Here is a 24,096-nt window from a genome sequence, read left to right as displayed (position 1 = left end):
CAGGCCGGCCGGCGTGCGATGATGTGGCCCATGTCTGTCGCGGGAAAAGTCGTGGCGGTCACGGGTGGGGCGCGCGGAATCGGCTTGGCCACCGCGACCCTTCTGCACAAATCGGGTGCCAAGGTCGCGATCGGGGATATCGACGAATCCGCCGCCAACGAAGCGGGTGGCAGCCTGGATTGCCACCGCCGATTAGATGTGACGGACCGCCAGTCGTTCACCGATTTCCTCGACGCGGTCGAAGAGCAACTCGGGCCCATCGACGTCCTGGTGAACAACGCCGGCGTCATCGCGGTGGGCAGCGCGGTCGAGGAGGCCGACACGGTCACCAGGCGGCTGCTCGACGTCAACGTCTACGGCGTGATCCTGGGGACCAAGCTGGCGGCCCAGCGGATGCTGCCGCGGGGTCGCGGTCATGTCATCAACATCGCGTCGCTGGGTAGCGTGCTGCCGACGGCCGGCATTGCCACCTACTGCGCCACCAAGCATGCCGTGCTCGGATTCACCGACACCGTCCGGCTGGAAAACCGTGGCAGCGGCGTCCACTTCTCCGCGGTGCTGCCGACGTTGACCAACACCGAGATGATCGCCGGTGTGGGACACGCGAAGGGTTTCCGCAACGCCGAGCCCGACGACGTGGCCAAGGCGATTGCCGGTCTGATCGTCAAACCCAAAGCGCGCGTGGTGGTTCCGCGATCGATAGCAGCAGCGGTGGCCGTTCAGCGGTTCCTGCCGCAGCGGCTGGGCGAGGCGCTCGGCCGGGCATTGGGCAGCGACCGGGTGTTCACCGCCGTGGACGCCGGGCAGCGCACCGGTTATGCGAAACGGGCCGGGACGTCCTGATCAGCGGATGTCGAAGTCGGCGAGTTCGGGCTCGCGCAACAGTTCGCGGTGACGCTCGGGCGTCCACGGGAACAGCTCCGGCAGCCCGTCCTTGCCCAAGTACCAACTGTTGCAGCCGGTCACCCAGATCGTCTGGGGCATCGCGGCTTTCATGCTCTCGTTGTAGTCCTTGGTGGCCACTTCGGTGGGTGCGGCGGCACGAATGTTTCCGTCCCGCATCTGGTTGATCCACCACATCGCGTAGTCGGCCTGATCCTCGGCGATCGGCACCAACGACTGGTTGCCGATTGGCGAGTGCGGACCCATCAGCATGAACAGGTTCGGAAATCCCGGGACAGCCACCGACCGATACGCGCGCGGCCCGTCGGCCCAGGCCTCCTCCAGAGTCAGCCCGCCTTCGCCGATTACTTGCAGCGGCCGCACATAGGCGCGGGCGTCGAAACCGGTGGCGTAGACGAGTAGGTCCAGCTCGTGCAGAGTGCCGTCGGCGGTGACGACCCCGCGCGGCTCGATGTGGTCGATCGTCTCGGTGACCACCTCAACGCCCGGCTGCTGCACGGATCGGTAGAAGTGGCCGGCAAAGATCAACCGCTTGCACATCGGCTGGTCCTTCGGGGTGAGCTTGGCCCGCAACGCCGGGTCGCGCACCGAGAGCCGCAGATTCCATCGGCACTGAGCCGCAAAGAGTCTGCGCTGGAAGCCCGGACGTATCGGTGCCCGGCCGAACATGGACCGCACATACCAACCCCAGAAGCGGTACGGCACATCGTTCAGCCGCGGCCAGCGGCGCAACACCGCCCGGGTGAGGGCAGAGTAGCGCAAGTTGGGCATCGGGCAGATCCACTGCGCGGTGCGCTGAAACACCGTCAGCTGCCGGACATTTCCGCCGAGTTCCGCGGTGATCTGCACACCGGTCGAACCGGTGCCGATCAATCCGATTCGCTTGTCCGGCAACGATACCGAGTGATCCCAGCGCGATGAATGAAACGCCGGGCCGGCGAACGTCTCCCGGCCCGGGATGTCCGGATAGCGAGGCACCCGCAGCACGCCGGTGGCGGTGACGAGGACGTCGAACGACTCCTCGCCGTCGGCGGTGGTCAGCCGCCAGCGTCCGTCCTCGTATCGTGCCGACGTGACGTCGGTGCCGAAGCGGATGTGCGGACGGATGACCCGCTCGTCGGCCACCTGACGGAAATAGGCCTGGATCTCCGGGCCCGGCGGCAGCAGATGCGACCAATTCGGGTTGGGCCGAAACGAATAGGAGTAGTACCGCGACGGCACGTCGCAGGTGAGTCCCGGATACGTGTTGTCGCGCCAGGTTCCGCCGACGTCGTCGGCCTTCTCGAAAATGGTGTACGAGTCGATGCCGGCCTGCTGGAGCTTGACGGCCATGCACAGGCCGGACATGCCGGCGCCGATGATCGCGATCTTCAAGGGGCGTTTGTCGGCCATGTCAACCACCCGAATCTCCAGACGTCGGCTGGCCCGATCCTACGTCGCGCGAGCCGTTCGGCCCCCGACAAACGGGAATTGAGGTAGCCGACTACCCTATCGGGGCTCCGCGCGACGGCGGAATAGTCGACTGGTCGCCAGGGTGCAGTCGCCCCGACCATGACCAAGGAGGCTAGCGAAATGTCGAACGTCGAGACCGCCAGGTCAGCGCACGAAGCGTTCAGCCGCGGGGATTTGGCCGCATTGAAAGAGGCCTACGCGCAGGACGCGGTCTGGTATTCCTCCGAGGAGATCGCGCCCGGCGGCGAGGTCCACGGACGGGACGCCATCATCGAGATGATGAGCCGGTTGCCGGATCATTGGTCGACGGTGAGCGTCGAGCCGAGCACCTACATCGACGGCGGGGTCTACGTCGTGGTGCTCGGCACCGTCCGTTTCGGCAACGACAACGGCACCGCCGAATCGCCGTTCGTCAACGTGCTGAAGTTCGATGACGACGGCAAAGCGGTGCGCGGCGAAATCCACTACGACACCGCAAAATTCGCCAAGCTGCAAGCCTGATCACGATGAGCAGGCTCGGCGATCACGCCGTCGTTCTGGGCGCAAGCATGGGCGGATTGCTCGCCGCCCGCGTTCTGGCCGACTTCTATTCCACCGTCACGGTGGTGGAGCGCGACACTTTGCGACACGACGCCGTGCACCGGCGCGGCGTCCCGCAGAGCCGCCACGTTCACGGTCTGCTGAGCACGGGCTCGCGCATTCTGGACGAGCTGTTTCCCGAACTGCTCGACGAGCTTGTCACCGCGGGCGCCAACGTCCTGGAGGGCGGCGACGGCACGCGCGTGTGGCTTCGCTTCTCCGGACACGACCTGAACCGCACCGGCAGATTCGCCGACCCGGGAGCGGTGACGTCATACCTGGCCAGCAGGCCGTTTCTGGAGTCTCATATCCGGGCGCGGTTGCGAAGGTTCGACAACGTGACATTGCTCGACGGCCACGACGTGGTCAACTTGTTCGGCGCCGGGTCCGGCCGGGTGGCCGGCGCGCTGGTCGCGGATCGCGACACCGGCGAGAACGTCTTCATGGACGCCGATCTCGTTGTCGACGCGACGGGCCGGGCCGCCCGAACACCGGCGTTTCTGGAGAATTTGGGTTATCGGCGTCCGCCCGAGGAACACATCGTGGTCAAGGTGGCCTACGTCAGCCAGCTGTTGCGGATACCGCCTGGGACGCTGGATGAAAAGCTGATTCTGATCGGCCCGCTGGCCGAGCGGCCGACAGGCGGCGCGCTGTTCGCCTACGAGAACGACACCTGGATGCTGACGTTGGCCGGTCTCAGCGGACACGAGCCGCCCGCCGAACCGACCGAAATGGTCCGCTTCGCCGAGGAGTTCGCGCCGCCACCGATGATCGACGCGATGAAAGCGGCCGAGCCGCTGTCCGAGGTGTGCCACCACCGTTACCCCGCCAGCAAGTGGCGACGTTACGACAAGATGCTGCATTTCCCGGCGGGGTTGCTGGTGTTCGGGGACGCGATCTGTAGCTTCAACCCGGTGTACGGACAGGGCATGTCGGTGGCCGCCCTGGAGGCAATTGCCTTGCGCGACTGCCTGCTTCGCGGTGACGACGATCTGCCCCGGCGGTTTTTCCGCGCGGCCGCCAAGCCGATCAAGTCGGTCTGGAAGATGGCGTCAGGTGCGGATCTTGCTCTGCCACAGGCCCAGGGGCGACGTTCGGTGTCCATGCGATTGTCGAACTGGTACACCGCGCGGTTGTTGGCCGCCGCCGCCTCCGATCCGGTCGTCACCGAGGGCTTCGTGCGGGTGATGAACCTCGTCGACCCGCCGACGCGGTTGCTGCGGCCCGCGGTGATAGCGCGGGTTGCCACCGCTCGCCGGCGTCAGGTCCGGCATGAGGCCACCGTCCCGGAGCCTGAGCTGGTGGCGGGATAGCTACGTCGCGGAGCGGACCCCTTTGAGCAAGTTGACCAGTTGGTCGCGCCGCTCGATACCCAGCTTGGCGAACGTGCGGTACAGGTGTCCGTCCACTGTGCGCACCGACACCGACAGCCGATCGGCGATCTGACGATTGGACAAGCCGCTGGCCACCAACATCGCGATCTCGCGTTCACGGTCGGTGATTGGCAACGGTCGGGCCGCGGCTTTGACTGCCGGAGTTCGTATTTCGTACTGACTGGCCAGCCAGTGCGCCCGCGTCGACGACTCCAATTCCTTGCCGCGGCGTCCGCTGCGGTCATGTTCGCGCGCTGCCTGTGCTGCCGCGTCGGCGGCGAGCGCCAGCGCACCGATCTCTGCGAACCGGTCGGCCGCCAAATCCAGCTGGTCGCCGTCGTGGCCGGCCAGGGCGCGAGCGTGCATCGCGACCACGTCCGCCATTTCAGTGTTCAGCGTCTTGGCGAGTTCCCCCAGCCGCGAGGCATGCGAGCGATCGCCGAACCGGACGGCGGTGTGCAACGCCCGCATCTCGACGACCGGCAACCCGGATCGCCGTGCGATCTGCGCCGCATGCATCGCATGCGACTGCGCCGCAGTGGTTTCGCCGGCGCATGCCCGCTCCCAGGCCCGCGCCAACTCGAGTTCCGGCAGGAATACCGCAACCTGCGGGCCGTAGGCTTGCCCGGATTTCTCCAGCGCTGCTGCCGCGGCGTCACCGTCTCCGCGCGCGCCTTCGGCCTGCGCCTGCCACGCGGTGACGAGCATCATCCATGCCGACGGAAAGCCTTGCGACAGCGCCGATACGGAGTCCGCGAATGCCGAGCAGGCGGAGGGCAGCTCACCGGCGGCAAAGTGTACGAGCCCGAATATGGCGGCCACCATGGCGTCCGCCGCGGGCACACCGGCGGCCATTGCGCCGTAGCGTTCCGCCGCCGCTTCGGCGGCCGGCTGATCACCGGCGGCCGTGTGTGCCATCACCTCAGCCAATCCGAGGGCGAACCGCTGCGGCCCGGACTCGCTGGCCGTCGCGGCCTGCAACCCGGCGTCGACGATCGGTGCAACCTCGCCGAACCGGCCGACGCCGGCCAGCGCACATGCCGTCGGCACCGCCGCCCACAGCGTCGCCAGCGGAAGCACGCTGGACGCGCACAGGCTCGGACCCACCTCGAGGGTGGTCGCGACGTCACCAGAGAAGAATGCAAACGAGACCTGCAGCGCCATCGCCATAGCGCCGCTTGCCTCGGAATCGACGCGGCCCCTGACGTTTTCGAGTACGCGTTGGGCGGCGTCGGTTCGACCGCACTGCCAGAACAGGTTCGCGGCGCGCAGACAACCCCACCGCATGGTCAGCAGCTCGTTGCCGCTGTCCGGCTCGAACCCGGACAGCACCGCCTCGGCTTCGTCACCGCGCCCCTGCCAGCTCAGCGCGTCGGCAAGCACGATGGCGGCCTGCAGACCGCCGCCGCAGTCAAGCGCGTAGCGGGCCAGCTCTTCGCCGTAGCTGAGGTTCGACATGGTGACCGCGCTTGCCGCGGCGGTGATGATCACGTCGAGGTCTGGTTCCAAGTCGCTGCGCATCATGAATTGCGCCAGTCGGATCTGGCCGCGCAGGTCGGGCAGTCGCGAGCGTCGCCCTCCGGCCCGCAGGTGCTTTTGAAGCGCTTGCGCCAGAAGGCCATTGAGTTGTCGCGACCGCACCACACCTGCGAGCCGGATGGCCGCGTCGCCCAAAACGGGGTGATTCAACTGCACCACGGTGTCGGACCCGTCGGCGAGCAGCTGGATCAAGCCCCGCCGTTCCAGGTGGGCCACCGCCTCGGCGTCGCACAGCCCGCGCAGGATCTCCCAGTCCAAGAGCTCTCCGGTGGCCAAGATCTCCACGGCTTCCAACTCTTCGGGAGTCAGGGATCGCAGCCGAAACTCGAGCAGGTCGTAGAGTTCGCGATCCGCCCGGAGCGGGCCGCGAAGCTGCCAGCCGTCCTCGGTGTGGACCAAGACGCCGTTTTCCCGGCCGGCGCTGAGCAGGCCGCGCAGCAGCAGCAGGTTGCCGCCGCTGCGGGCGTAGAGCTCGTCGACCAAGCGCGGCTCGACCGCCCCGCCGAGCACTCGGCGCGCCAGGTCGCCGGTCTGCTCGGGGGTGAACGCGTCGATGTGCAACGTCAGCAACAGCCGCTCTTTGCACAGCGCCGCCACCGCGTCGAGCATCGGTTCGCCCGACCGAATCGTGACGACCAGTCGCGCGGTGCGGTTCGCCGCGAGCTGATACACCAGCGTGGCCGAGAGCGGATCGAGCAGCTGGGCGTCGTCGACGACGACCACCAGGTTGGTGTCTGTCTCCAGGGTCGCGTGCGCGGCGGCCAGCATCGTGGCGGGCTCGTGCGCTCCGGCGACGGTGACCGCGCGCGAGAACGCACCCAGCGGCACCGCGTGCCCGGTCTCGGTGCCCAGCACGAAGCGCACCGTCGCCCCCCGAGACTCGACAGCCGCGGCGAGCGCGCGGCCCAGCGTCGATTTGCCCACCCCACTGGCACCGACCAGCGCAACGCCACGGAATTCCGAGTCGTTCTCGAGTGCCGCCAATGCCTGGCGGAACTCGTCATCACGGGCGACTATCGGCCACGTCGACGCGGTCTCTGTTTGCACCGGGTACAGAGCCTCCTGAGCCACGCGCTGTTGGGGGCAGATTACGCCGGGCCCGATCCGTCCGCGCGAGTTTGCCCATCCGTGATAGCCACCGCGGGCGTTGTCGACATTCCGGCCGAAAGTAGTGCTGCCCGGGCCTGGTTCAGGCCTTGCCACAGTGGCACCTCGCTCAGTCCCCCGACGGCCGTTGACTACCCGGCTGACCTCGGCAAATCCAGCGACCGTCGTCGCCGCTCCCTGTTGCCCGTGGCCACATGGCCAGTCATTCTGCCTGTGTTTTCCGGGAACTCCCGTGCTGCGGAGTTTAGAGCAGCGTCCAACCAGCCGGACGTTTTTCCACACTCCGGGCATCCACCCACCCAACCTCCGGCATCACCGCGGCTGCACCCCCAACTGGCCAAGCAGCTCGTCGCGGTGGCGCTCGGTGGGCGATGCGCGGGGATGGTCGATGCTCAACGCATGAATCACCCTGCCGTCCTCGAGGACCAGCACACGATCGGCCAGCGCGAGAGCCTCGTCGACGTCGTGGGTGACCAGCAGGACGCCAAAGCCGTGGCGGCGCCACAGGTCGAGCAGCAAGGCATGCATGGTCAGCCGAGTCAACGCATCCAGCGCGCCGAACGGTTCGTCGAGCAGCAACAGCTGCGGCTCGGCAACCAATGCCCGTGCCAACGAAACCCGTTGCGCCTGACCGCCCGACAGCGTCAGCGGCCACGCGTCGCCGCGGTCGCCGAGCCCGACGTCGGCAAGCGCCCGTTCGGCGCGCTGCCGAATCTGTGCGGCCGACAACCGGGTTCGGGTGAGCCCGTAGCCGACATTGGTGCGCACGTCGCGCCACGGAAAGAGCCGCGGCTCCTGGAACGCCAGCGCGGGCGCGCCGGCCGTCACGCGATCGCCGGCGTGATCCGTCGAAAGCCCCGCCAGCACACGCAGCACCGTCGACTTGCCCGAGCCGCTGCGGCCGACCAGTGCGACGATCTCGCCCCGTTTCACCTGCAATGAGACGTCGACGAGCACATGACGGCTGCCGTACCACTTGTCGACGCGACGCAATTGCCCGGCGACATCGGTGCGCTTTCGGCTCGCTGTTAAAGTAGCTGTCACAGTTGGCCTTTCACTGTCGATAGCGCAGGGCGCGGCGCTCGAAGACACGGACGACGGCGTCGGTGGCGATGCCCAGTAGCGCATAGACGATCAGCCCGAAGATGATGATGTCGATGCGCAGGAAGTCGCGGGCGTTGTTGATCAAAAACCCGATCCCCTTGTCGGCGTTGATCTGTTCGGCGACGATCAAACTCAGCCACGCGATCGCCAGCGATTGCCGCAGGCCCACCAGCACTTGGGGCGCTGCACTGGGCACGATAATCCGACAGAACCGCTGCCAGAACGAAAAGCCAAGCACCTGAGCGGTTTCGAACAGCTTCGGGTCGACCTGGCGGATCGCGGCAAAGCTGTTGAGGTACAGCGGAAAAGCCACGCCTAATGCCACGAGCAGCACCTTGGGCAACTCGCCGATTCCGAACCACAGGATGAATAGCGGGATCAGTCCCAGATGCGGCAGCGCGCGCAGCATCTGCATGGGCGGGTCGACGGTCGACTCGAACCAACGGGACAGCCCAACCGCAACTCCCAGCGCGACCCCGACCAGCCCGCCCAGCAGCAGACCTTCGACGACCCGCAGCCCGGATACCTGCAGCGCGTCGACGAGCTGCCCGTTGTCGAGCAGCTCCACGCCGGCCTCGGCGATCAGCGAGGGAGCGGGCAACACATCCTGGGGTATGACGCCGATGGCGCTGCCCAGCTGCCACAGCACCAGCAGCGCCACGGGCGACGCGACGCGCAGAATCTCCCATTTGCGACGCGTCCAGCGCTGTGTGCCGATCGGCGCTGCTGCGATGGTCACGGTGTGGACGTCCTCATGGTTGGGGCACAAGCAGATACGACGCAACGCATGGTTGCGGCCTCAGACGTTATGTGCCGCCGATTGACTCGGGTAAGGGTTTTCCGCTCGGTGAGCCGATCTCGAGCATTCGGCTGCGAACAACCCCGTACCGTGAACACGTGCCGAGAACCCGCCACACCGACGCCTGCCCGGGTGCACTGCAGGTGCATCAGGCGGCCGACGGCGCGCTGGCGCGGGTGCGGCTGCCCGGCGGGATGGTCAGCGCCGCGCAGTTGGCGGCGCTGGCCAGCGCTTCCGCCCGGTTCGGCTCGGGCACACTCGAGCTGACCGCACGCGGCAACGTGCAGATCCGCGGCATCACCGATACCGCGGCGGTCGCCGAGGCGGTGGCCGCGGCCGGCTTGCTGCCGTCGACGACGCACGAGCGGGTCCGCAACATCGTCGCCTCGCCGCTGTCCGGCCGGGTCGGCGGTGTCGCGGACGTGCGCGGGTGGGTCGGTGAGCTGGACGCGGCGATTCAGGCGGAGCCGGCACTGGGTTCGCTGCCGGGGCGGTTCTGGTTCGGCATCGACGACGGGCGCGGCGACGTGTCGGGTTTGGGCGCCGACGTCGGCGTGCATGTGCTTGGGGACGGCGTGGCGCTGCTGCTGGCCGGCCGCGACACGGGTGTCCGGCTTGCGGCCGACGAGGTCGTGGACAGGCTGGTCGAGGTTGCGGTGCGGTTTGTCGAGATCCACGGAAAAGCTTGGCGCGTAGTCGAATTGGCCGAGCCGCGAGTGCTGGTGCCCGGCGCCGAACTCGGTGCCAAGTACGCGCCCGTCAGCACGCCACCGGTGGGCTGGATTGCGCAGGACGACGGCCGGGTAACGCTCGGCGCCGTCGTGCCCTTGGGGGTTTTGCCGGCCCGGGTCGCCGAATACCTGGCCGCGATCGAGGCGCCGTTGGTCGTCACGCCGTGGCGCTCGGTGCTGATCTGCAACCTCGACGAGGCGGTGGCCGACACGGCGCTGCGAGTGTTGGCCCCGATGGGCCTGGTGTTCGACGAGGCCTCGCCGTGGCTGTCGGTCAGCGCCTGTACCGGAAGTCCGGGCTGCGCGCATTCGGCCGCCGATGTGCGCGCCGACGCCGCTTTAGCAGTGCAGGCGGACGAGGTGGGCGTCAGGCGACATTTCGTCGGCTGTGAGCGGGCCTGCGGCAGCCCGCCCGTCGGCGAGGTGCTGGTGGCTACCGCAGACGGATACCGGCTACTTCGTGGCGATCGCAAGCGCGGCGAAGCCGGGCGCAGCGGGTCGCCACGCGAAGAACGCTTAAGGTGAGCGGGTGCTCGACTACCTGCGCGACGCCGCCGAGATCTACCGGCAGTCGTTCGCGACCATTCGCGCCGAAGCGGACCTGACCCGGTTTCCCGCCGACGTCGAGCAGGTGGTGGTCCGGCTGATCCACACCTGCGGGCAGGTCGACGTGGCGGAGCATGTCGCCTACACCGACGACGTGGTCGCCCGGGCCAGCGCGGCGCTGGGCGCCGGGGCCCCGGTGCTGTGCGACTCGTCGATGGTTGCCGCCGGGATTACCAAGGCAGCCGGACCGGTCGTGTCGCTGGTAGCCGACCCTGCCGCTGCGGAGCTCGCCGCCAAGCGGGCGACGACTCGCTCGGCTGCCGGGGTGGAGCTGTGGGCGGATCGGCTGGGCGGGGCCGTCGTCGCGATCGGCAACGCGCCCACCGCGCTGTTCCGGCTGCTCGAGCTCGTCGACGAGGGCGCACCCGCGCCGGCCGCGGTGTTGGGCGGGCCCGTCGGCTTCGTCGGCTCCGCGCAGTCCAAACAGGAGCTGATCGACCGTCCGCGCGGGATGTCGTATCTGGTGGTGCGGGGCCGTCGCGGCGGCAGCGCGATGGCCGCCGCCGCCGTCAACGCGATCGCAGCCGGTAATGCCTAGGCGCGGCACGCTTTTCGGCGTCGGGCTGGGGCCCGGCGATCCCGAGCTGGTGACCGTCAAGGCCGCCCGGGTGATCGGGCAAGCCGACGTGGTGGCCTATCACAGTGCGCGGCACGGCCGCAGCATCGCCCGCGGCATCGCCTCGGCGTACCTGCGACCCGGGCAGATCGAGGAGCACCTGGTGTATCCGGTGACCACCGAGACCACCGATCATCCCGGCGGCTATGCCGGAGCGCTCGAGGACTTCTACGCCGAGGCCACGTCGCGCATCGCCGCCTATCTGGACGCCGGCCGCGACGTGGCGCTGCTGGCCGAGGGCGACCCGCTGTTCTACAGCTCCTACATGCATCTGCACACCCGGCTGACCGAGCGGTTCGACGCGGTGATCGTGCCGGGGGTGACGTCGGTTAGCGCGGCGTCGGCGGCGATTGCGACCCCGCTGGTGGCCGGTGACGAGGTGCTGTCGGTGTTGCCGGGCACGCTGCCGGTCGCCGAGTTGGCGCGCCGGCTTTCCGACGCCGACGCCGCAGTTGTCCTGAAGCTGGGCCGCTCGTATCCCGCTGTGCGGGAAGCACTTTCAATGGCGGGCCAGCTCGATGACGCTTTGTATGTGGAGCGGGCCAGCACCGGCGGGCAGCGGGTGTTGCCCGCCGGGTCGGTCGACGAGACCAGCGTGCCGTACTTCTCGCTAGCGATGGTGCCCGGTGGGCGGCGCCGTGAGTCACCCTGCGGCGGCGTCGCGGTGGTGGGCTTGGGCCCCGGGCACTTTCATTGGATGACACCCGAGAGCCGCCGCGAGTTGGCCGAGGCCACCGATCTGGTCGGCTATGGCCCGTATCTGGATCGTGTTCCGGTCCGTGACGGTCAGCGCCGTCATGCCAGCGACAACACCGACGAGGTGATGCGCGCACGGTTGGCGTGCTCGTTGGCGGAGCAGGGCCGGGCGGTGGCGGTGGTGTCGTCGGGTGATGCCGGCGTGTTCGCGATGGCGACCGCGGTGCTCGAGGAAGCCAAACAGTGGCCGGACGTGTCGGTGCGGGTGATTCCGGCGATGACCGCGGCGCAGGCGGTGGCCAGTCGGGTCGGCGCGCCGCTGGGTCACGACTACGCGGTGATCTCGCTGTCGGATCGGCTCAAGCCGTGGGATGTGATCGAGGCACGGCTATCCGCCGCGGCCGCCACCGACATGGTGCTGGCGATCTACAACCCGGCGTCAAAGAGCCGGACCTGGCAGGTAGCGGCGATGCGGGACCTGTTGCTGGAGCATCGTGATCCCGGCACACCGGTGGTGATCGGGCGCGACGTGTCCGGGCCGAACGAGAAGGTGACGGTGGTGCGATTGGCCGACCTGGACCCGGCCGAGGTGGACATGCGTTGTCTGCTGATCGTCGGCTCGTCGCAAACGCAGTGGTATTGCGTGGATTCCACCGACCGTGTCTTCACTCCGCGCCGGTATCCCTCTTGATGGCGAGTGGCCAGTTGTGGCACGGTTTTTGCGAATTAGCGTGTCATAAGTGGCTATTCGGCGGTTGCCAGGACGGGTCACGGCCTAGGCGGGCGAGCAGCCTCGACTGGATGTCGGCGTCGTCATCGCTGTCGACCGGCGCAGCGAACATCCCTGACGCGGTCAATGCATCGGGGTCGTCGGGCAGCCCGTCGAGAAACATTGCACACCAGCCGGGGTCGAGCCGGTCGTCAGCGCCGACCGCGCGGGCCAGGTCCCAGGTATGCACTAACACATCTCGGGTGAGATGTGGCAGTGGCACGTCGAGGACACGCTCACGGTCCAACGCCCCCTTCAGCGCGTCGTGGGTCAACTCCCAGCGCTGCTGTGGGTCGTCGCGGGGACGCTCTGGCTTCAGGCCGAGCGGCCGAAGCAGCAGCACGTCGTGAAAGCCGATCACGTGCTCCAGCACTCCGCGCGCGTCCCACGCGTCGCACGGAGTCGGGCGGTCCCACTTCCCGTCGGCAGACTGGACAGCTTCACCGAACCGTCGGCACACCGCTAAATGCATTCTGCCAGGGTGCATTACATCGCCTCGGCCGGCCGAGTGGCCAGTTCTGGCACACTTTTCGTCAAATAGCGTGTCATAAGTGGCCGTTCGACGAGTGTATCCACGTGACTGCCTCGTCGACGGTGCCTAGCGTCGTCACCCCGGCCGGCAGCGGCGGCCGATCCACCATCACCACCCGGATGTTCAGCGCGGCAGCGGCGTCCAGCTTCGCGCGGGTCATGTCGCCGCCGCTGTTCTTGGTCACCAGCACGTCGATTCGGTGCTCACGCATCAGCTCACACTCCCCCTCGTAGTCATACGGCCCACGGGACAACAGCACTTGGTGATGGCGCGGCAAGGAAGCGGGATCAGGCGGAGTGACCGCGCGGATCAAAAACCAGGCGTCGCTGTCGGCGAAAGCCTTGACCCCCGACCTGCCGGTGGTGAGGAAAACCCGCGAAAATCCCTGACGTGCAACCGTTTCAGCCCCCTCGATATCGGACATCACCACGATCGCGTCGCCCGGCTCCCACGCCGGACGGGCCAGTACCAGATGCGGCAGCCGCAACTCTTCGCACGCCAGTGCGGCGTTCGCGGTGATGGTGGCCGCGAACGGGTGGGTGGCGTCGACGACGGCGTCGATCCTCGCATCGCGCAACCAGTTTCGCAGTCCTTCGACGCCGCCGAAGCCACCGATGCGCACCGCGCCGACCGGCAGCGCCGGGTCGGGCACCCGCCCGGCCAGCGAGCTGATCACCTCGACGTCCGGGTGCAGTCGCTCCGCCAATGCGCGGGCCTCGCCGGTGCCGCCGAGCAGCAACACTCGCATCAGTGCCGGCTCCCCCGGACACGGCCGGTCGAATACAGGTAGCTGTCGGTGAATCCCTCGGCGGCCAACACGTCGCCGACAATGATCACGGCGGTCTTGGTGATTCCGGCGTCGTGCATCTGCCCGGCGATGTCGGCCAGCGTTCCGCGCAGTATGGTCTGCTGCGGCCAGCTGGCCAAAGCGACGACGGCCGTGGGTGTTTCGGCGCGATAGCCGCCGGCCAGCAGCTGCGGGACGATCGCGTCGATCTGCGCGGCGGCCAGGTGCAGCACCAACGTGCCACCCGACCGGGCCAGCGAAGCCAGGTCCTCACCGGGTGGCATCGCCGTCGACAAGGTGGCCACCCGGCTCAGCGTCACCGTCTGCGCCACCCCGGGCACGGTCAGCTCGCGGCCCAGCGCCGCCGCTGCTGCGGCGAAAGCCGGGACGCCGGGCACGATTTCGTAGTCGATCCCCAGCGCGTCGAGGCGGCGGCACTGCTCTGCCACCGCGCTGTACAGCGACGGGTCGCCCGAATGTAGCCGCGCCACGTCCTGGCCGGCGGCGTCGGCAGAAGCGATCTCGGCGACGATCTGGTCCAGCGTCAGCGGGCCGGTGTCGACCACCCGCGCACCGGGCGGGCAGAGTGTCAACACGTCGTCGGGCATGATCGAACCGGCGTACAGGCAGACCGGGCATCGGCTCAGTAACCGCTGCCCGCGCACGGTGATCAGGTCCGCCGCACCCGGGCCAGCCCCGATGAAATACACCGTCATGGCTTGATCATCGCCCACTGGGTGACCGGCAGCGCCGGACGCCAACCGGTGAAGCCGCCTAACGGCTCACCCCGATAGTGCTGGAAACGCTGCAGCTCCCCGCCGAGAATCGAATGAGCCTGCAGCAAAACAGCTTCCGACTCCGCAGTGACGGCATTGGCGACCAGTCGTCCGCCCGCGGGCAGGTTTTCCAGACAGGCCTCGAGCACACCGCGCTGAGTCAGGCCGCCTCCGATGAACACCGCCGACGGCGTCGCGGCACCGGCGAAGGCCTCCGGCGCCGCGCCGCGCACATCGACATCGGCACCAAAAGCGCCGGCATTGCGCTCGATACGACCGCGGCGCTCCTCGTCGCGCTCGAAAGCAACGGCGCTGCAACCCTTCCCGCTCCGTGCCCATTCCACGGCGATACTTCCCGAACCCGACCCGACGTCCCACAGCCGCTGACCGGGCCGAGGAGCCAGCGCCGACAACGTCACGGCACGGATGCCCTGCTTGGTGATCTGCCCGTCGTGGCTGAACGCATCCTCGGGCAGCGCGGCTGCGATGTGTTCGTCGGGCAGGTAGCGGACCGCGATCACGTTGACGCCGTCGACGTCGTCCGGCGGGGCTGTCGCCCAGCCGCCGGCGGTGCTGTGCCGGCAGCGCTCCGCCGGCCCGCCCAGCTGTTCGAGCACGCTGAATTCCGAGTCGCCGCGGCCATATTCGGTGAGCAGGTCGGCCAGTGCCGCTGGCGTGCCCGCGTCGCGTGACAGCACGATGGCCCGTCCGCCACGGCGCACCGCCGTGTGCGGCGCCGCGTTCACCAAGCTGATCACCTCGGTGTCCTGCACACTCCATCCCATCCGCGCACACGCCAGCGTCACCGCCGAAACATGCGGCAAAACGGTGACCGACTCCGCTCCGAACAACCGGATCAGCGTGCCGCCGATGCCGTGCAACAGGGGGTCGCCACTGGCCAGCACATGCACATCGATCGGCTCGTCGAGCAGACCCCGCAGCGCGGGCAGCAACGGCGACGGCCACTCCCGGCGCTCTGCCGCCACCGAGTCATCGAGCAGATCGAGTTGCCGCCTCGACCCGTAAATCACTGCGGCCCTGCGCAATTCAGACGACGACGCCTCCGACAACCCGGCCATCCCGTCGGCGCCGATGCCGACCACGACGATCATGGGCGCCGCTCCTCCTCATCGCTGCGCTCTGCATCGTCGCCGGCGCGGATCATCGCGGCATCCGGCGCCAGACGAACTGCGGCAACATCCGCATCACCCTAGACGCCGGCCCCAATGCCCGCGGGACCCACACCGAGCGCCGACCCTTGGCCAGGGCGCGCACGGTAGCGTCGGCGACCCGCGCCGGGGTGGTCGGCAACGGAGCCGGCGTCATACCGTGCGTCATCCTGCCGATCACGAACCCCGGCCGCACGATCAGCACCCGCACCCCGGTGCCGTGCAGCGCGTCGGCCAATCCACTGGCGAAGCCGTCCAGACCCGCCTTGGCCGAGCCGTACACGTAGTTGGCGCGGCGCACTCGCGCCCCTGCAATCGACGAGAACACCACCAGCGATCCCCCGCCGGCCGCGCGCATGGCCGCGGCCAAGTGGGTCAGCAAGCTGACCTGCGCGACGAAATCGGTGTGCACGATCGCCACCGCGTGCGCGGCGTCGATCTCGGCGCGGGATTGGTCACCGAGGATCCCGAAGGCCAGCACCGCGGTGCCGATCGGGCCGTACTCCGCGACGATCGAGGAGACCAGCCGGCCGTGGGATTCCAGGTCGTCGGCGTCGAACTCGCAGGTGTGCACGGCCACCGCCCCGGCGGCGCGCACCATCGACACCTGCTCGGCGAGCTGGTCGGCCTTGCGCGCGGCCAGCACCACCGTGGCGCCGGGGGCCAACCGCAGCGCGACCTCGACGCCGATCTCGCTGCGGCCACCGAAAATCACCACTGGCCGGGCACCCGTGTCATCCACGGCTGCGATTATCGCCTGCGATAGCGTGAGCAACGATGGCGAATACCACCACCCGGCTCACCCAGGACGCGCTGGCGTTTCTCACCGAACGTCATCTGGCCATGTTGACCACACTGCGCGCCGACAATTCGCCGCATGTGGTGGCGGTGGGTTTCACCTTCGACCCCAAGACACACATCGCGCGGGTGATCACCACCGGTGGCTCGCAAAAAGCCGTCAACGCGGAGCGCGGCGGGGTCGCCGTGCTGAGCCAGGTCGACGGCGCCCGGTGGCTCTCGTTGGAGGGCCGCGCCAAGGTGAACAGCGACGTCGACGCCGTCCGCGACGCCGAGTTGCGCTACGCCCAGCGGTATCGCACGCCGCGCGTCAACCCGCGGCGGGTGGTGATCGAGGTGCAGGTGGAGCGGGTACTGGGTTCCTCGGACCTGCTCGACCGCGGCAAAGGCTGAGCTTCGAGCTGCCCGCGAGCGTGCGCAGTTGTTCAGAGAGCTCGCGGGCAAACGGCCTAACCTGTGCGGGCGTCGCGGGCGCCCGGCGCCCGGATGACCAGCGGCACCGCCGGGAAATAGGCGGCCATCTCCGGCCGCGACTTGGCCAGCGCGGCCGTCCCGTAGCCCCGGTGCCGGCAGTCGGGCCGAATCCAAATCCGGACGTGCACTTCGTGGCCCGCGAGTTCGCCGAACACCATGCCGACCTTCTCGTTGCCGTCTTCCGCGACGAACCAGGCGGCCTCCTCGGCGTCGATTCGCGCCAGCGCCGAACGGATCTCGTCGTCGAGGTTGTCGGCGGGACCGGCGGAGCCGTCGCCGTGGGTGCCGACTTCCTGGGTCCGCGCGGCGAAAATGTCCCGATCGGATTCGCCGGCGAACGGCCTCAGCACTAGCGTTTCGCCCGAGCTGGCCGGCCGCTCCTTCAGCGTGAAGCTCAGTTGGCTGTTCAAATCCTCGATCTCGGCGGCGATCTTCTTGCGCGAGTCCTCGGTGAGCTGATCGAGGCGCATCCCAATCACTGCCTCGGCGCCCCGGTGCGAGGTGCCCAGCAGAGCGACGATCGCTTCGACGGCGGCCTTCCGGTCGTCGGCCTCCACAATTGCGTCGAGCACCTCGTGCCGGCGTTCGAGGGCGTTGAGCAGAGCGTCGGCGATCTCCCGACGGGCGGCGGCGCGGTCGTGATTGGTCATCGCCTGAGCGTAGTCGCTGCCCAAGCCGAGGATCAGCCGATCGGCACCACGACCAGCTCGTGCGGGCGGTGATTGACGGGCTCCGCACCGTTCTCGGTGACGACGACGATGTCCTCGATGCGTGCGCCCCACTTGCCCGGGAAGTAGACGCCGGGCTCGACCGAAAACGCCATGCCCGCGGTGAGGGGCAGATCGTTGCCCGCGACGATGTAGGGCTCCTCGTGCACCGACAAGCCGATGCCGTGGCCGGTGCGGTGCACGAAGTACTCGCCGAGCCCCGCCTGGGTCAGCACGTCGCGGGCTGCGGCGTCCACCTGTTCGGCTGTCACCCCTGGGCGCACCGCGTCGACGGCCGCGCGTTGTGCTCTTTGCAGCACCGAATATTGTTGTGCCACTTCGGCGCTGGGCTCGCCGAGGCTGTATGTGCGGGTCGAATCGGAGTGATATCCCGGCTCGTAGGACCCGCCGATGTCGACGACGACGATGTCGCCGGCCCGCAGTTCGCGATCCGAGCACTCGTGATGCGGGTCGGCGCCGTGTGGTCCGGAGCCGACGATGATGAACGCCACTTCCGAATGTCCTTCGGCGACAATCGCTTCGGCGATGTCGGCGGCGACGTCGGCTTCGGTTCGGCCCGGCACCAGGAACTCCGGAACCCGGGCGTGCACCCGGTCGATGGCCGCGCCCGCCTTGCGCAACGCGTCGACCTCGGCCGCGTCCTTGACCATCCGCAGTTCGCGCAGCACGCCGGTGGCCAGCACCGGCACTACGCCGAGGACGTCGGCCAGCGGCAACAAGTGCAGCGCCGGCATCGCCTCGGTGACCGCGGTCCGCGTCGGTGTGCCGCCCAGCGTCGCGGCGACCAGCCGGTAGGGATCGTCGCCGTCGACCCAATCGGCCACCGCCAGGCCAAGATCCGCTGCCGCGGACTCCTTCAGCGCGGCCAGTTCCAGGCGCGGCACCACCACCCTCGGGTCTCCGGACGCAGGCACCACCAGAGCGGTGAGCCGCTCGAACGTCTGCGCCCGCGAACCGATCAGGTACCGCAGGTCGTAGCCCGGTGTGATCACCAGGCCGGCCAGCCCGGCGTCGGCGGTGGCCGCGGCCGCGGCGGCGAGCCGGCGGGCGTAGACGTCTGAGGCGAATCGGGAGTTCACCTCGGTAAGGCTAGTTGCATCAACGACAATGAGCCCATGCCTGCCCCCCTAGTGCTGCTCGACGGTGCCAGCATGTGGTTTCGCTCCTACTACGGTGTGCCGTCGTCGATCACGTCGCCCGACGGCCGGCCGGTCAATGCGGTCCGCGGCTTCCTGGACTCGATGGCGCTGGTGATCACCCGGCAGCGACCGGGCCGGTTGGTGGTGTGCCTGGATCTGGACTGGCGCCCGCAGTTCCGGGTGGACGCCATCCCGTCGTACAAGGCCCACCGGGTCGAGCAGGAAAACCCGGACGGGCACGTCGATGTCGAGGAAGTGCCCGACGAGTTGTCGCCGCAGGTGGAGATCATCGAGGAGATGCTCGACGCATTCGGCATCTGCACGGCCGGCGCGGCGGGTTTCGAAGCCGACGACGTGATCGGAACACTGGCCGCCGCCGAACGCCGCGACCCCGTCGTCGTCGTCAGCGGGGACCGTGACTTGCTACAGGTGGTCGGCGACGACCCGGTCCCGGTCCGGGTGCTCTACCTGGGTCGCGGGCTGACCAACGCGACGCTGCTGGGCCCGGCCGAGGTCGCCGACCGCTACGGGATCCCGGCGGACCGGGCCGGCGCGGCCTACGCCGAGCTGGCACTGCTGCGCGGGGACCCGTCCGACGGGCTTCCGGGCGTGCCGGGCATCGGCGAGAAGACCGCCGCGACGCTGCTGGCCCAGCATGGCTCGCTGGCGAGCATCCTCAAGGCCGTCGACGACCCGAAATCGTCGCTGTCCAAAGGACTTCGGCGCAAACTGCGGGACGCCGCCGACTACGTCGAGGCCGCCGGCCCGGTGGTGCGGGTGGCCACCGACGCGCCCGTCAAGTTGTCGACACCAACCGACGCGCTACCCCTGACGGCGGCCGACCCGCGGCGGGTGGCCGACCTTGCCGGACGCTACGGCGTCGGGTCGTCGATCGCGCGACTGCAGAAGGCGCTGGATTCGCTGCCAGGGTGAGCTACTTGGGACGGCCGACCTCGTAGGTGCCCTTGTTGTCCTGGAAGGTCACCGTCACCTGCCGCTTGCTGCCGTCGATGCTGACGCTGCAGTCGAACGTGCCGCCCTTCTTGACGACGGGGTTTTGACCGTCGTTGCACTTGACGTCCTTGACGTTCTTGGCGCCGTAGCCGTTGGTCTCGTCGGTGAGGATCTGCTGCACACCGGCCTGCGCCTTGTTGATGTCCAGCTTGGTGGTGACAAAGAACCCCGGCGCCCAAAAGCCGAGCACCAAGACGACTGCGACGAGGATCGCGGCGAACACGCCGACGACCGTGCCGATCACCGCCCGCGAACGCTTCGCGCCGGTCGGTGGCGTGCCGTACTGGCCGGGCTGTTGCGGGTACTGGCCGTACTGCCCCGGTGGGTACTGGCCGTATTGCCCCGGCTGGCCGTATTGGCCCGGGTACTGGCCCGGCTGCTGCGGGTATTGGCCGGTTTGCGCGCCGTACTGCTCGGTCTGCGGGTACGCCGGCGGCTGCGCATAGGGCTGCGACGGCGGGTAGAACTGCCCGGGCTGCTGGTACTGCTGGTAGTCGGTGGGCGTGTAGGCGGGCGCCTGCCACGTCGGCTGCTCACCCGTCGGCTGCTGCCAGGCCGGCTGCTCGCCGGACGGCTGCTGCCAGGGCGACGCCTGCTGCGTCGGCTGGTCGGATTGCTGATCCTCGCCCTGCGGTGGCTGCCACGGCTGGTTCGGGTCAGATCCCTGCGGTCCGCTCATCGTGTCTCCGGTCTTCTTGGTCGCGGTTGCTGGCCTATGCAACCGTAGCTGCGGCCTCAGCCTACCCGGCGTCAACTGCGACGACGCCACGCCGAATAGCATCGATTGCGTGTTTCGCGGTGACATTGAGATCCGGTTGCGGGGCGGCGTTGCGGACCTGGTCCAACAGGTCGAGCACCTGGCGGCACCAGCGCACGAAATCCCCTGCCGACAGCGGCGAGCCGCTGCCGTCGGCGTCCGCCGCCGTCAGCGCCGCCGCCAGATCTCCGCTGCTCGCCCACCGGTAGATCGCCGCGACGAACCCGTCGTCGGGCTCACGACTCAGGGCGATCCGATGTCGCTGCTCGTCGGCGCGCAACGCCGCCGATAGCCGTCGCGTCCGATGCAGCGCCTGCCGCAACGGCGCAGGCAACGCGTCTGGCGAGGGTCCGGGGCCGCCGTCGCCGCGCGACTCGTAGAGCACCGATGAGAGCACCGCCGCCAATTCGGCCGGACGCAGACCGGTCCACGCGCCGGTGCGCAGGCATTCGGCGACCAGCAGGTCGCTTTCGCTGTAGATCCGGGCCAGCAGCCGGCCGTCGTCGGTGACCCGCGGATCGTCGTCGCCGGGGCGCGCGATGAACCCGCGCTCGGTCAACAACCCGACGATCCGGTCGAAGGTGCGGGCCAGCGAATTGGTGGCGGCGGACACCTTCTTCTGCAGCTGCGCGTTGTCCCGTTCGATGCGCAAATACCGCTCGGCGACCCGCATCCGGGATTCCCGGTCAGGCGTGTGGTGGGCGGGATGGTGCCGCAACTGCTGGCGCAACGCGGCCAGCTCGGGATCGATGTCCGGACCGTCGGGTGCCCGGCTCCGACGTCTGCCTCGGGCCGACGGAATCGCCAACCCGGCCGCCGCCGACCGCAGCGCCGACGCCAGATCGCGGCGAACCCGCGGTTGGCGGTGCTCGACGCGCTTGGGCAGCGTCATCGACCCGACCGGCGCCGCGGCGGCCGAATAGTCGGCCGACGAAATCCGCCCAGCCCAACGGTGTTCGGTGAGCACCAACGGCCGCGGGTCGGAGCTGTCCTTATCGGATTCCAGCACCACGGCCAGACCGGTGCGGCGGCCGTGCGGGATCGTGATGATGTCGCCGCGGCGCAGCGCGGCCAAGGCGTCGTTGGCGGCCTGCCGTCGCTGCAGCCGCGACGCACGGGCTTGCGCGCGTTCGGCTTGCGAGATCTGTTCGCGCAACCGGGCGTAGTCGAGGATCGGCGCGTCCTTGCCACCGAGCTCCGCGGCGATCTCGCCGAGCATCCGCTCCCCGCGCTCGACGCCGCGGACCAGCCCGACCACCGACCGGTCGGCCTGAAACTGCGCGAACGACTGCTCCAGCAACCGGTGCGCCTGCTGCGGTCCCATCCGGTGCACCAGGTTGATCGTCATGTTGTACGACGGCGCAAACGAACTGCGCAGCGGGAACGTCCGGGTGGACGCCAGGCCGGCGACCTCGGCCGGCTCGATGTCGGGATGCCAGATCACCACCGCGTGGCCTTCGACGTCGATGCCACGCCGGCCGGCGCGACCGGTCAGCTGGGTGTACTCCCCCGGCGTCAGCGGAACGTGCTGCTCGCCGTTGAACTTCACCAGCCGCTCCAGCACTACGGTCCTGGCCGGCATGTTGATGCCCAATGCCAGTGTCTCCGTGGCGAATACGGCCTTGATCAGCCCGGCGGTGAACAGCTCCTCGACGGTGTGCCGGAATACCGGCAGCATCCCGGCGTGGTGGGCGGCCAGGCCGCGCAACAGTCCTTCGCGCCACTCGTAGTAGCCGAGCACGTCCAGGTCGGCGTCGGCCAGATCGCCGCAGCGATGGTCGATTACCTCCGCGATCCGGGCCCGGTCCTCGTCGGTGGTCAGCCGTAACGGCGAGCGCAGGCACTGGGCGACGGCGGCGTCGCACCCGGCGCGGGAGAACACGAACGTGATCGCCGGCAGCAGACCGTCGGCGTCGAGCACCCTGATCACGTCGGGCCGCGGCGGCGGCCGGTACATGGTGGGCCGCCCGGGACCACGGCGCGGCCGCCAGTCGGCCAGCCGATCCGCCTCGCGGCGATTGGCGATGTGGCGCACCAGGTTTGGATCAACGCGCGGCGTCTCGCCGTCGAGGTCGAACAGGTCGAAGAGCCGTTTGCCGACCAGCATGTGCTGCCACAGCGGCACCGGGCGGTGTTCGTCGACGACCACCGCCGTGTCGCCGCGCACGGTCTGGATCCAGCCGCCGAACTCCTCGGCGTTGCTCACCGTCGCCGACAGGCTGACCAGCCGGACCTCGTCGGGCAGATGGAGGATGACCTCTTCCCACACCGCGCCCCGCATCCGGTCGGCGAGGAAATGCACCTCGTCCATCACCACATGCGAAAGTCCTTGCAGCAGAGGTGAATCAGCGTAGAGCATGTTGCGCAGCACTTCGGTGGTCATCACCACCACCGGCGCGTTGGCGTTGACCGACAGGTCGCCGGTGAGCAACCCGATGCGGTCCTTGCCGTAGCGGGCGACGAAGTCGGTGTGCTTCTGGTTGGACAGCGCTTTGAGGGGCGTGGTGTAGAAGCATTTGCCGCCGGCGGCCAGCGCCAGGTGCACGGCGAACTCGCCGACCACGGTCTTGCCGGCTCCGGTCGGCGCGCACACCAGCACTCCGTGGCCGCGTTCCAGCGCCGCGCACGCCTGTTGTTGGAACGGGTCGAGGCCGAAGGCCAGCTCGGCGGTGAACCGCGCCAGCTCGCTCGGTTCAGGTGATGTCTTCATGTATCGCGGACGGGGGTTCGATCGGCGAGGCCTCGTCGTCGTCGAGGTCGGACAGCGCTTCGCGCTTGGCTTTTCGCTTGTCGTGCAGGCGGGCGATTTGGATCGCCAATTCCAGCAACAGCGTCAGCGCCATCCCGAGCGCAAGCATCGAGAACGGGTCGGATCCGGGCGTGAAAATGGCCGCGAAGCAAAACATCGCGAAAATCAGGCCGCGCCGCCACGACTTCAGCCGCGCATAGCTCAGCACCCCAGCCAGGTTGAGCATCACGATCAGCAGCGGGAATTCGAAGCTGACCCCGAACACCAGCAGCAGGTTGATCAGGAAGCCGAAATAGCGGTCGCCGGACAGCGCGGTCACCTGCACGTCGCTGCCGACGGTCAACAGGAAGTGCAATGCCTTGGCCAGCACCAGATACGCCAACACCGCGCCCGCGACGAACAGCACCGCCGCCGGGATCACGAACGCCACCGCGAAACGGCGCTCCTTGCGGTACAGGCCCGGGGTGATGAACGCCCACAGTTGATAGAGCCACATCGGGCAGGCCAGCACGATGCCGGCGGTCAGCCCGACCTTGAGCCGCAACATGAATTGGTCGAACGGCGCGGTGGCCAGCAGCCGGCACTGCCCGTCGGCGCTGATGTCGGCGCGGGCCGACGCCGGCAGCGCGCAGTAGGGGTGACGCAGCCACTCACCGAGGCTTTCCAGCCCGAACAGCGAGTGGGAGTACCACACGAATCCCAGCGCCGTGGTGAGCACGATCGTGCCCAGCGAGATGAGCAGCCGGGTGCGCAGCTCCGTGAGGTGGTCGACGAGCGACATCGTGCCGTCTGGATTGGTGCGGCTGCGCCGCAGGCGCGGGTCGAGCTTCCGCAGGATTCCGGTGGTGCGCACGGTCGGTCAGACAGCGCGTGCGGCGCGTCCGCACGCTGGGGTCGAC

22 protein-coding genes are annotated in these 24,096 nt (G+C 68.7%); 8 read left to right on the top strand and 14 right to left on the bottom strand.

What is annotated here, in order from left to right; all coding sequences use genetic code 11:
* Window positions 1-30: 30 nt before the first annotated feature.
* A complete protein-coding gene (locus MFM001_RS15735) occupies window positions 31-843 on the top strand; it encodes an SDR family oxidoreductase (RefSeq protein WP_116376296.1) in 813 nt (270 codons plus the stop codon).
* On the opposite strand, the gene MFM001_RS15730 is transcribed toward MFM001_RS15735, so the two are convergent.
* Window positions 844-2,295, bottom strand: coding sequence for an NAD(P)/FAD-dependent oxidoreductase (locus MFM001_RS15730; RefSeq protein WP_116376213.1), 1,452 nt, complete (start codon window positions 2,293-2,295; stop codon window positions 844-846). It abuts the gene before it with no gap.
* Window positions 2,296-2,475: 180 nt separating this feature from the next.
* Between MFM001_RS15730 and MFM001_RS15725 the strand changes: the two genes are divergently transcribed.
* Window positions 2,476-2,856, top strand: coding sequence for a nuclear transport factor 2 family protein (locus MFM001_RS15725; RefSeq protein WP_160118020.1), 381 nt, complete (start codon window positions 2,476-2,478; stop codon window positions 2,854-2,856).
* A 5-nt stretch (window positions 2,857-2,861) separates the two neighbouring features.
* A complete protein-coding gene (locus MFM001_RS15720; RefSeq protein WP_116376211.1) occupies window positions 2,862-4,247 on the top strand; it encodes an NAD(P)/FAD-dependent oxidoreductase in 1,386 nt (461 codons plus the stop codon).
* On the opposite strand, the gene MFM001_RS15715 is transcribed toward MFM001_RS15720, so the two are convergent.
* The 3 genes from MFM001_RS15715 to MFM001_RS15705 form a co-directional block, all read right to left on the bottom strand.
* The gene (locus tag MFM001_RS15715; protein ID WP_238159221.1) at window positions 4,248-6,893 is read right to left on the bottom strand and encodes a LuxR family transcriptional regulator; all 2,646 of its coding nucleotides are present in this window, start codon (window positions 6,891-6,893) and stop codon (window positions 4,248-4,250) included.
* 372 nt (window positions 6,894-7,265) lie between these two features.
* Window positions 7,266-7,997, bottom strand: a complete 732-nt coding sequence (locus tag MFM001_RS15710) for an ABC transporter ATP-binding protein (protein ID WP_238159220.1) — start codon at window positions 7,995-7,997, stop codon at window positions 7,266-7,268.
* 10 nt (window positions 7,998-8,007) lie between these two features.
* A complete protein-coding gene (locus MFM001_RS15705) occupies window positions 8,008-8,796 on the bottom strand; it encodes an ABC transporter permease (RefSeq protein WP_116376208.1) in 789 nt (262 codons plus the stop codon).
* 158 nt (window positions 8,797-8,954) lie between these two features.
* Here MFM001_RS15705 and cobG point away from each other — a divergent pair, with 158 nt between their 5' ends.
* Genes cobG through MFM001_RS15690 form a run of 3 tightly spaced genes read left to right on the top strand, consistent with a single transcriptional unit; the run spans window position 8,955 to window position 12,196 of the window.
* On the top strand, window positions 8,955-10,112 hold the full coding sequence (cobG, locus tag MFM001_RS15700; protein ID WP_116376295.1) for a precorrin-3B synthase: 1,158 nt from the start codon (window positions 8,955-8,957) through the stop codon (window positions 10,110-10,112).
* Window positions 10,113-10,116: 4 nt separating this feature from the next.
* On the top strand, window positions 10,117-10,731 hold the full coding sequence (locus MFM001_RS15695; protein ID WP_116376207.1) for a precorrin-8X methylmutase: 615 nt from the start codon (window positions 10,117-10,119) through the stop codon (window positions 10,729-10,731).
* Window positions 10,724-12,196: a precorrin-2 C(20)-methyltransferase gene (locus MFM001_RS15690; RefSeq protein ID WP_116376206.1), complete on the top strand. Its 1,473-nt coding sequence runs from the start codon at window positions 10,724-10,726 to the stop codon at window positions 12,194-12,196. Before MFM001_RS15695 ends, MFM001_RS15690 begins: the two co-directional genes overlap by 8 nt.
* 43 nt (window positions 12,197-12,239) lie before the next feature.
* On the opposite strand, the gene MFM001_RS15685 is transcribed toward MFM001_RS15690, so the two are convergent.
* From MFM001_RS15685 to MFM001_RS15665, 5 genes are all read right to left on the bottom strand, one after another.
* Window positions 12,240-12,746, bottom strand: a complete 507-nt coding sequence (locus MFM001_RS15685; protein WP_238159219.1) for a maleylpyruvate isomerase N-terminal domain-containing protein — start codon at window positions 12,744-12,746, stop codon at window positions 12,240-12,242.
* Window positions 12,747-12,819: 73 nt separating this feature from the next.
* On the bottom strand, window positions 12,820-13,554 hold the full coding sequence (locus tag MFM001_RS15680; protein ID WP_116376204.1) for a cobalt-precorrin-6A reductase: 735 nt from the start codon (window positions 13,552-13,554) through the stop codon (window positions 12,820-12,822).
* Window positions 13,554-14,309, bottom strand: coding sequence for a precorrin-4 C(11)-methyltransferase (gene cobM / locus MFM001_RS15675; RefSeq protein ID WP_116376294.1), 756 nt, complete (start codon window positions 14,307-14,309; stop codon window positions 13,554-13,556). Before cobM ends, MFM001_RS15680 begins: the two co-directional genes overlap by 1 nt.
* Window positions 14,306-15,481 (bottom strand): precorrin-6y C5,15-methyltransferase (decarboxylating) subunit CbiE, encoded by a 1,176-nt coding sequence (gene cbiE / locus MFM001_RS15670; protein WP_116376203.1) that lies wholly within the window; start codon window positions 15,479-15,481, stop codon window positions 14,306-14,308. Before cbiE ends, cobM begins: the two co-directional genes overlap by 4 nt.
* Before the next feature lie 49 nt (window positions 15,482-15,530).
* On the bottom strand, window positions 15,531-16,280 hold the full coding sequence (locus MFM001_RS15665; protein ID WP_116376202.1) for an SDR family NAD(P)-dependent oxidoreductase: 750 nt from the start codon (window positions 16,278-16,280) through the stop codon (window positions 15,531-15,533).
* Between the two features lie 35 nt (window positions 16,281-16,315).
* Here MFM001_RS15665 and MFM001_RS15660 point away from each other — a divergent pair, with 35 nt between their 5' ends.
* The gene (locus MFM001_RS15660; RefSeq protein ID WP_045379458.1) at window positions 16,316-16,729 is read left to right on the top strand and encodes a F420-dependent biliverdin reductase; all 414 of its coding nucleotides are present in this window, start codon (window positions 16,316-16,318) and stop codon (window positions 16,727-16,729) included.
* A gap of 56 nt (window positions 16,730-16,785) precedes the next feature.
* Here MFM001_RS15660 and MFM001_RS15655 read toward each other — a convergent pair whose 3' ends face one another.
* Window positions 16,786-17,460, bottom strand: coding sequence for a GNAT family N-acetyltransferase (locus MFM001_RS15655; protein ID WP_116376293.1), 675 nt, complete (start codon window positions 17,458-17,460; stop codon window positions 16,786-16,788).
* Between the two features lie 32 nt (window positions 17,461-17,492).
* The gene (locus tag MFM001_RS15650) at window positions 17,493-18,617 is read right to left on the bottom strand and encodes a Xaa-Pro peptidase family protein (protein ID WP_116376201.1); all 1,125 of its coding nucleotides are present in this window, start codon (window positions 18,615-18,617) and stop codon (window positions 17,493-17,495) included.
* Window positions 18,618-18,653: 36 nt separating this feature from the next.
* On the opposite strand from MFM001_RS15650, the gene MFM001_RS15645 reads away from it, so the two are divergent.
* The gene (locus tag MFM001_RS15645) at window positions 18,654-19,610 is read left to right on the top strand and encodes a 5'-3' exonuclease (RefSeq protein WP_116376200.1); all 957 of its coding nucleotides are present in this window, start codon (window positions 18,654-18,656) and stop codon (window positions 19,608-19,610) included.
* Between the two features lies 1 nt (window position 19,611).
* Here MFM001_RS15645 and MFM001_RS15640 read toward each other — a convergent pair whose 3' ends face one another.
* From MFM001_RS15640 to tatC, 3 genes are all read right to left on the bottom strand, one after another.
* Entirely contained in the window at window positions 19,612-20,370 is a 759-nt protein-coding gene (locus MFM001_RS15640; protein ID WP_116376199.1) for a DUF4333 domain-containing protein, read from the bottom strand.
* Between the two features lie 61 nt (window positions 20,371-20,431).
* Window positions 20,432-23,158 (bottom strand): RNA helicase, encoded by a 2,727-nt coding sequence (locus tag MFM001_RS15635; protein ID WP_116376198.1) that lies wholly within the window; start codon window positions 23,156-23,158, stop codon window positions 20,432-20,434.
* Window positions 23,142-24,050 (bottom strand): twin-arginine translocase subunit TatC, encoded by a 909-nt coding sequence (gene tatC / locus MFM001_RS15630; RefSeq protein ID WP_116376197.1) that lies wholly within the window; start codon window positions 24,048-24,050, stop codon window positions 23,142-23,144. Before tatC ends, MFM001_RS15635 begins: the two co-directional genes overlap by 17 nt.
* Window positions 24,051-24,096: the final 46 nt, after the last annotated feature.

It is taken from the genome of Mycobacterium sp. MFM001 (assembly GCF_003402475.1).
Classification (GTDB): domain Bacteria; phylum Actinomycetota; class Actinomycetes; order Mycobacteriales; family Mycobacteriaceae; genus Mycobacterium.
This window is presented reverse-complemented; position numbering and strand designations above follow the sequence as displayed.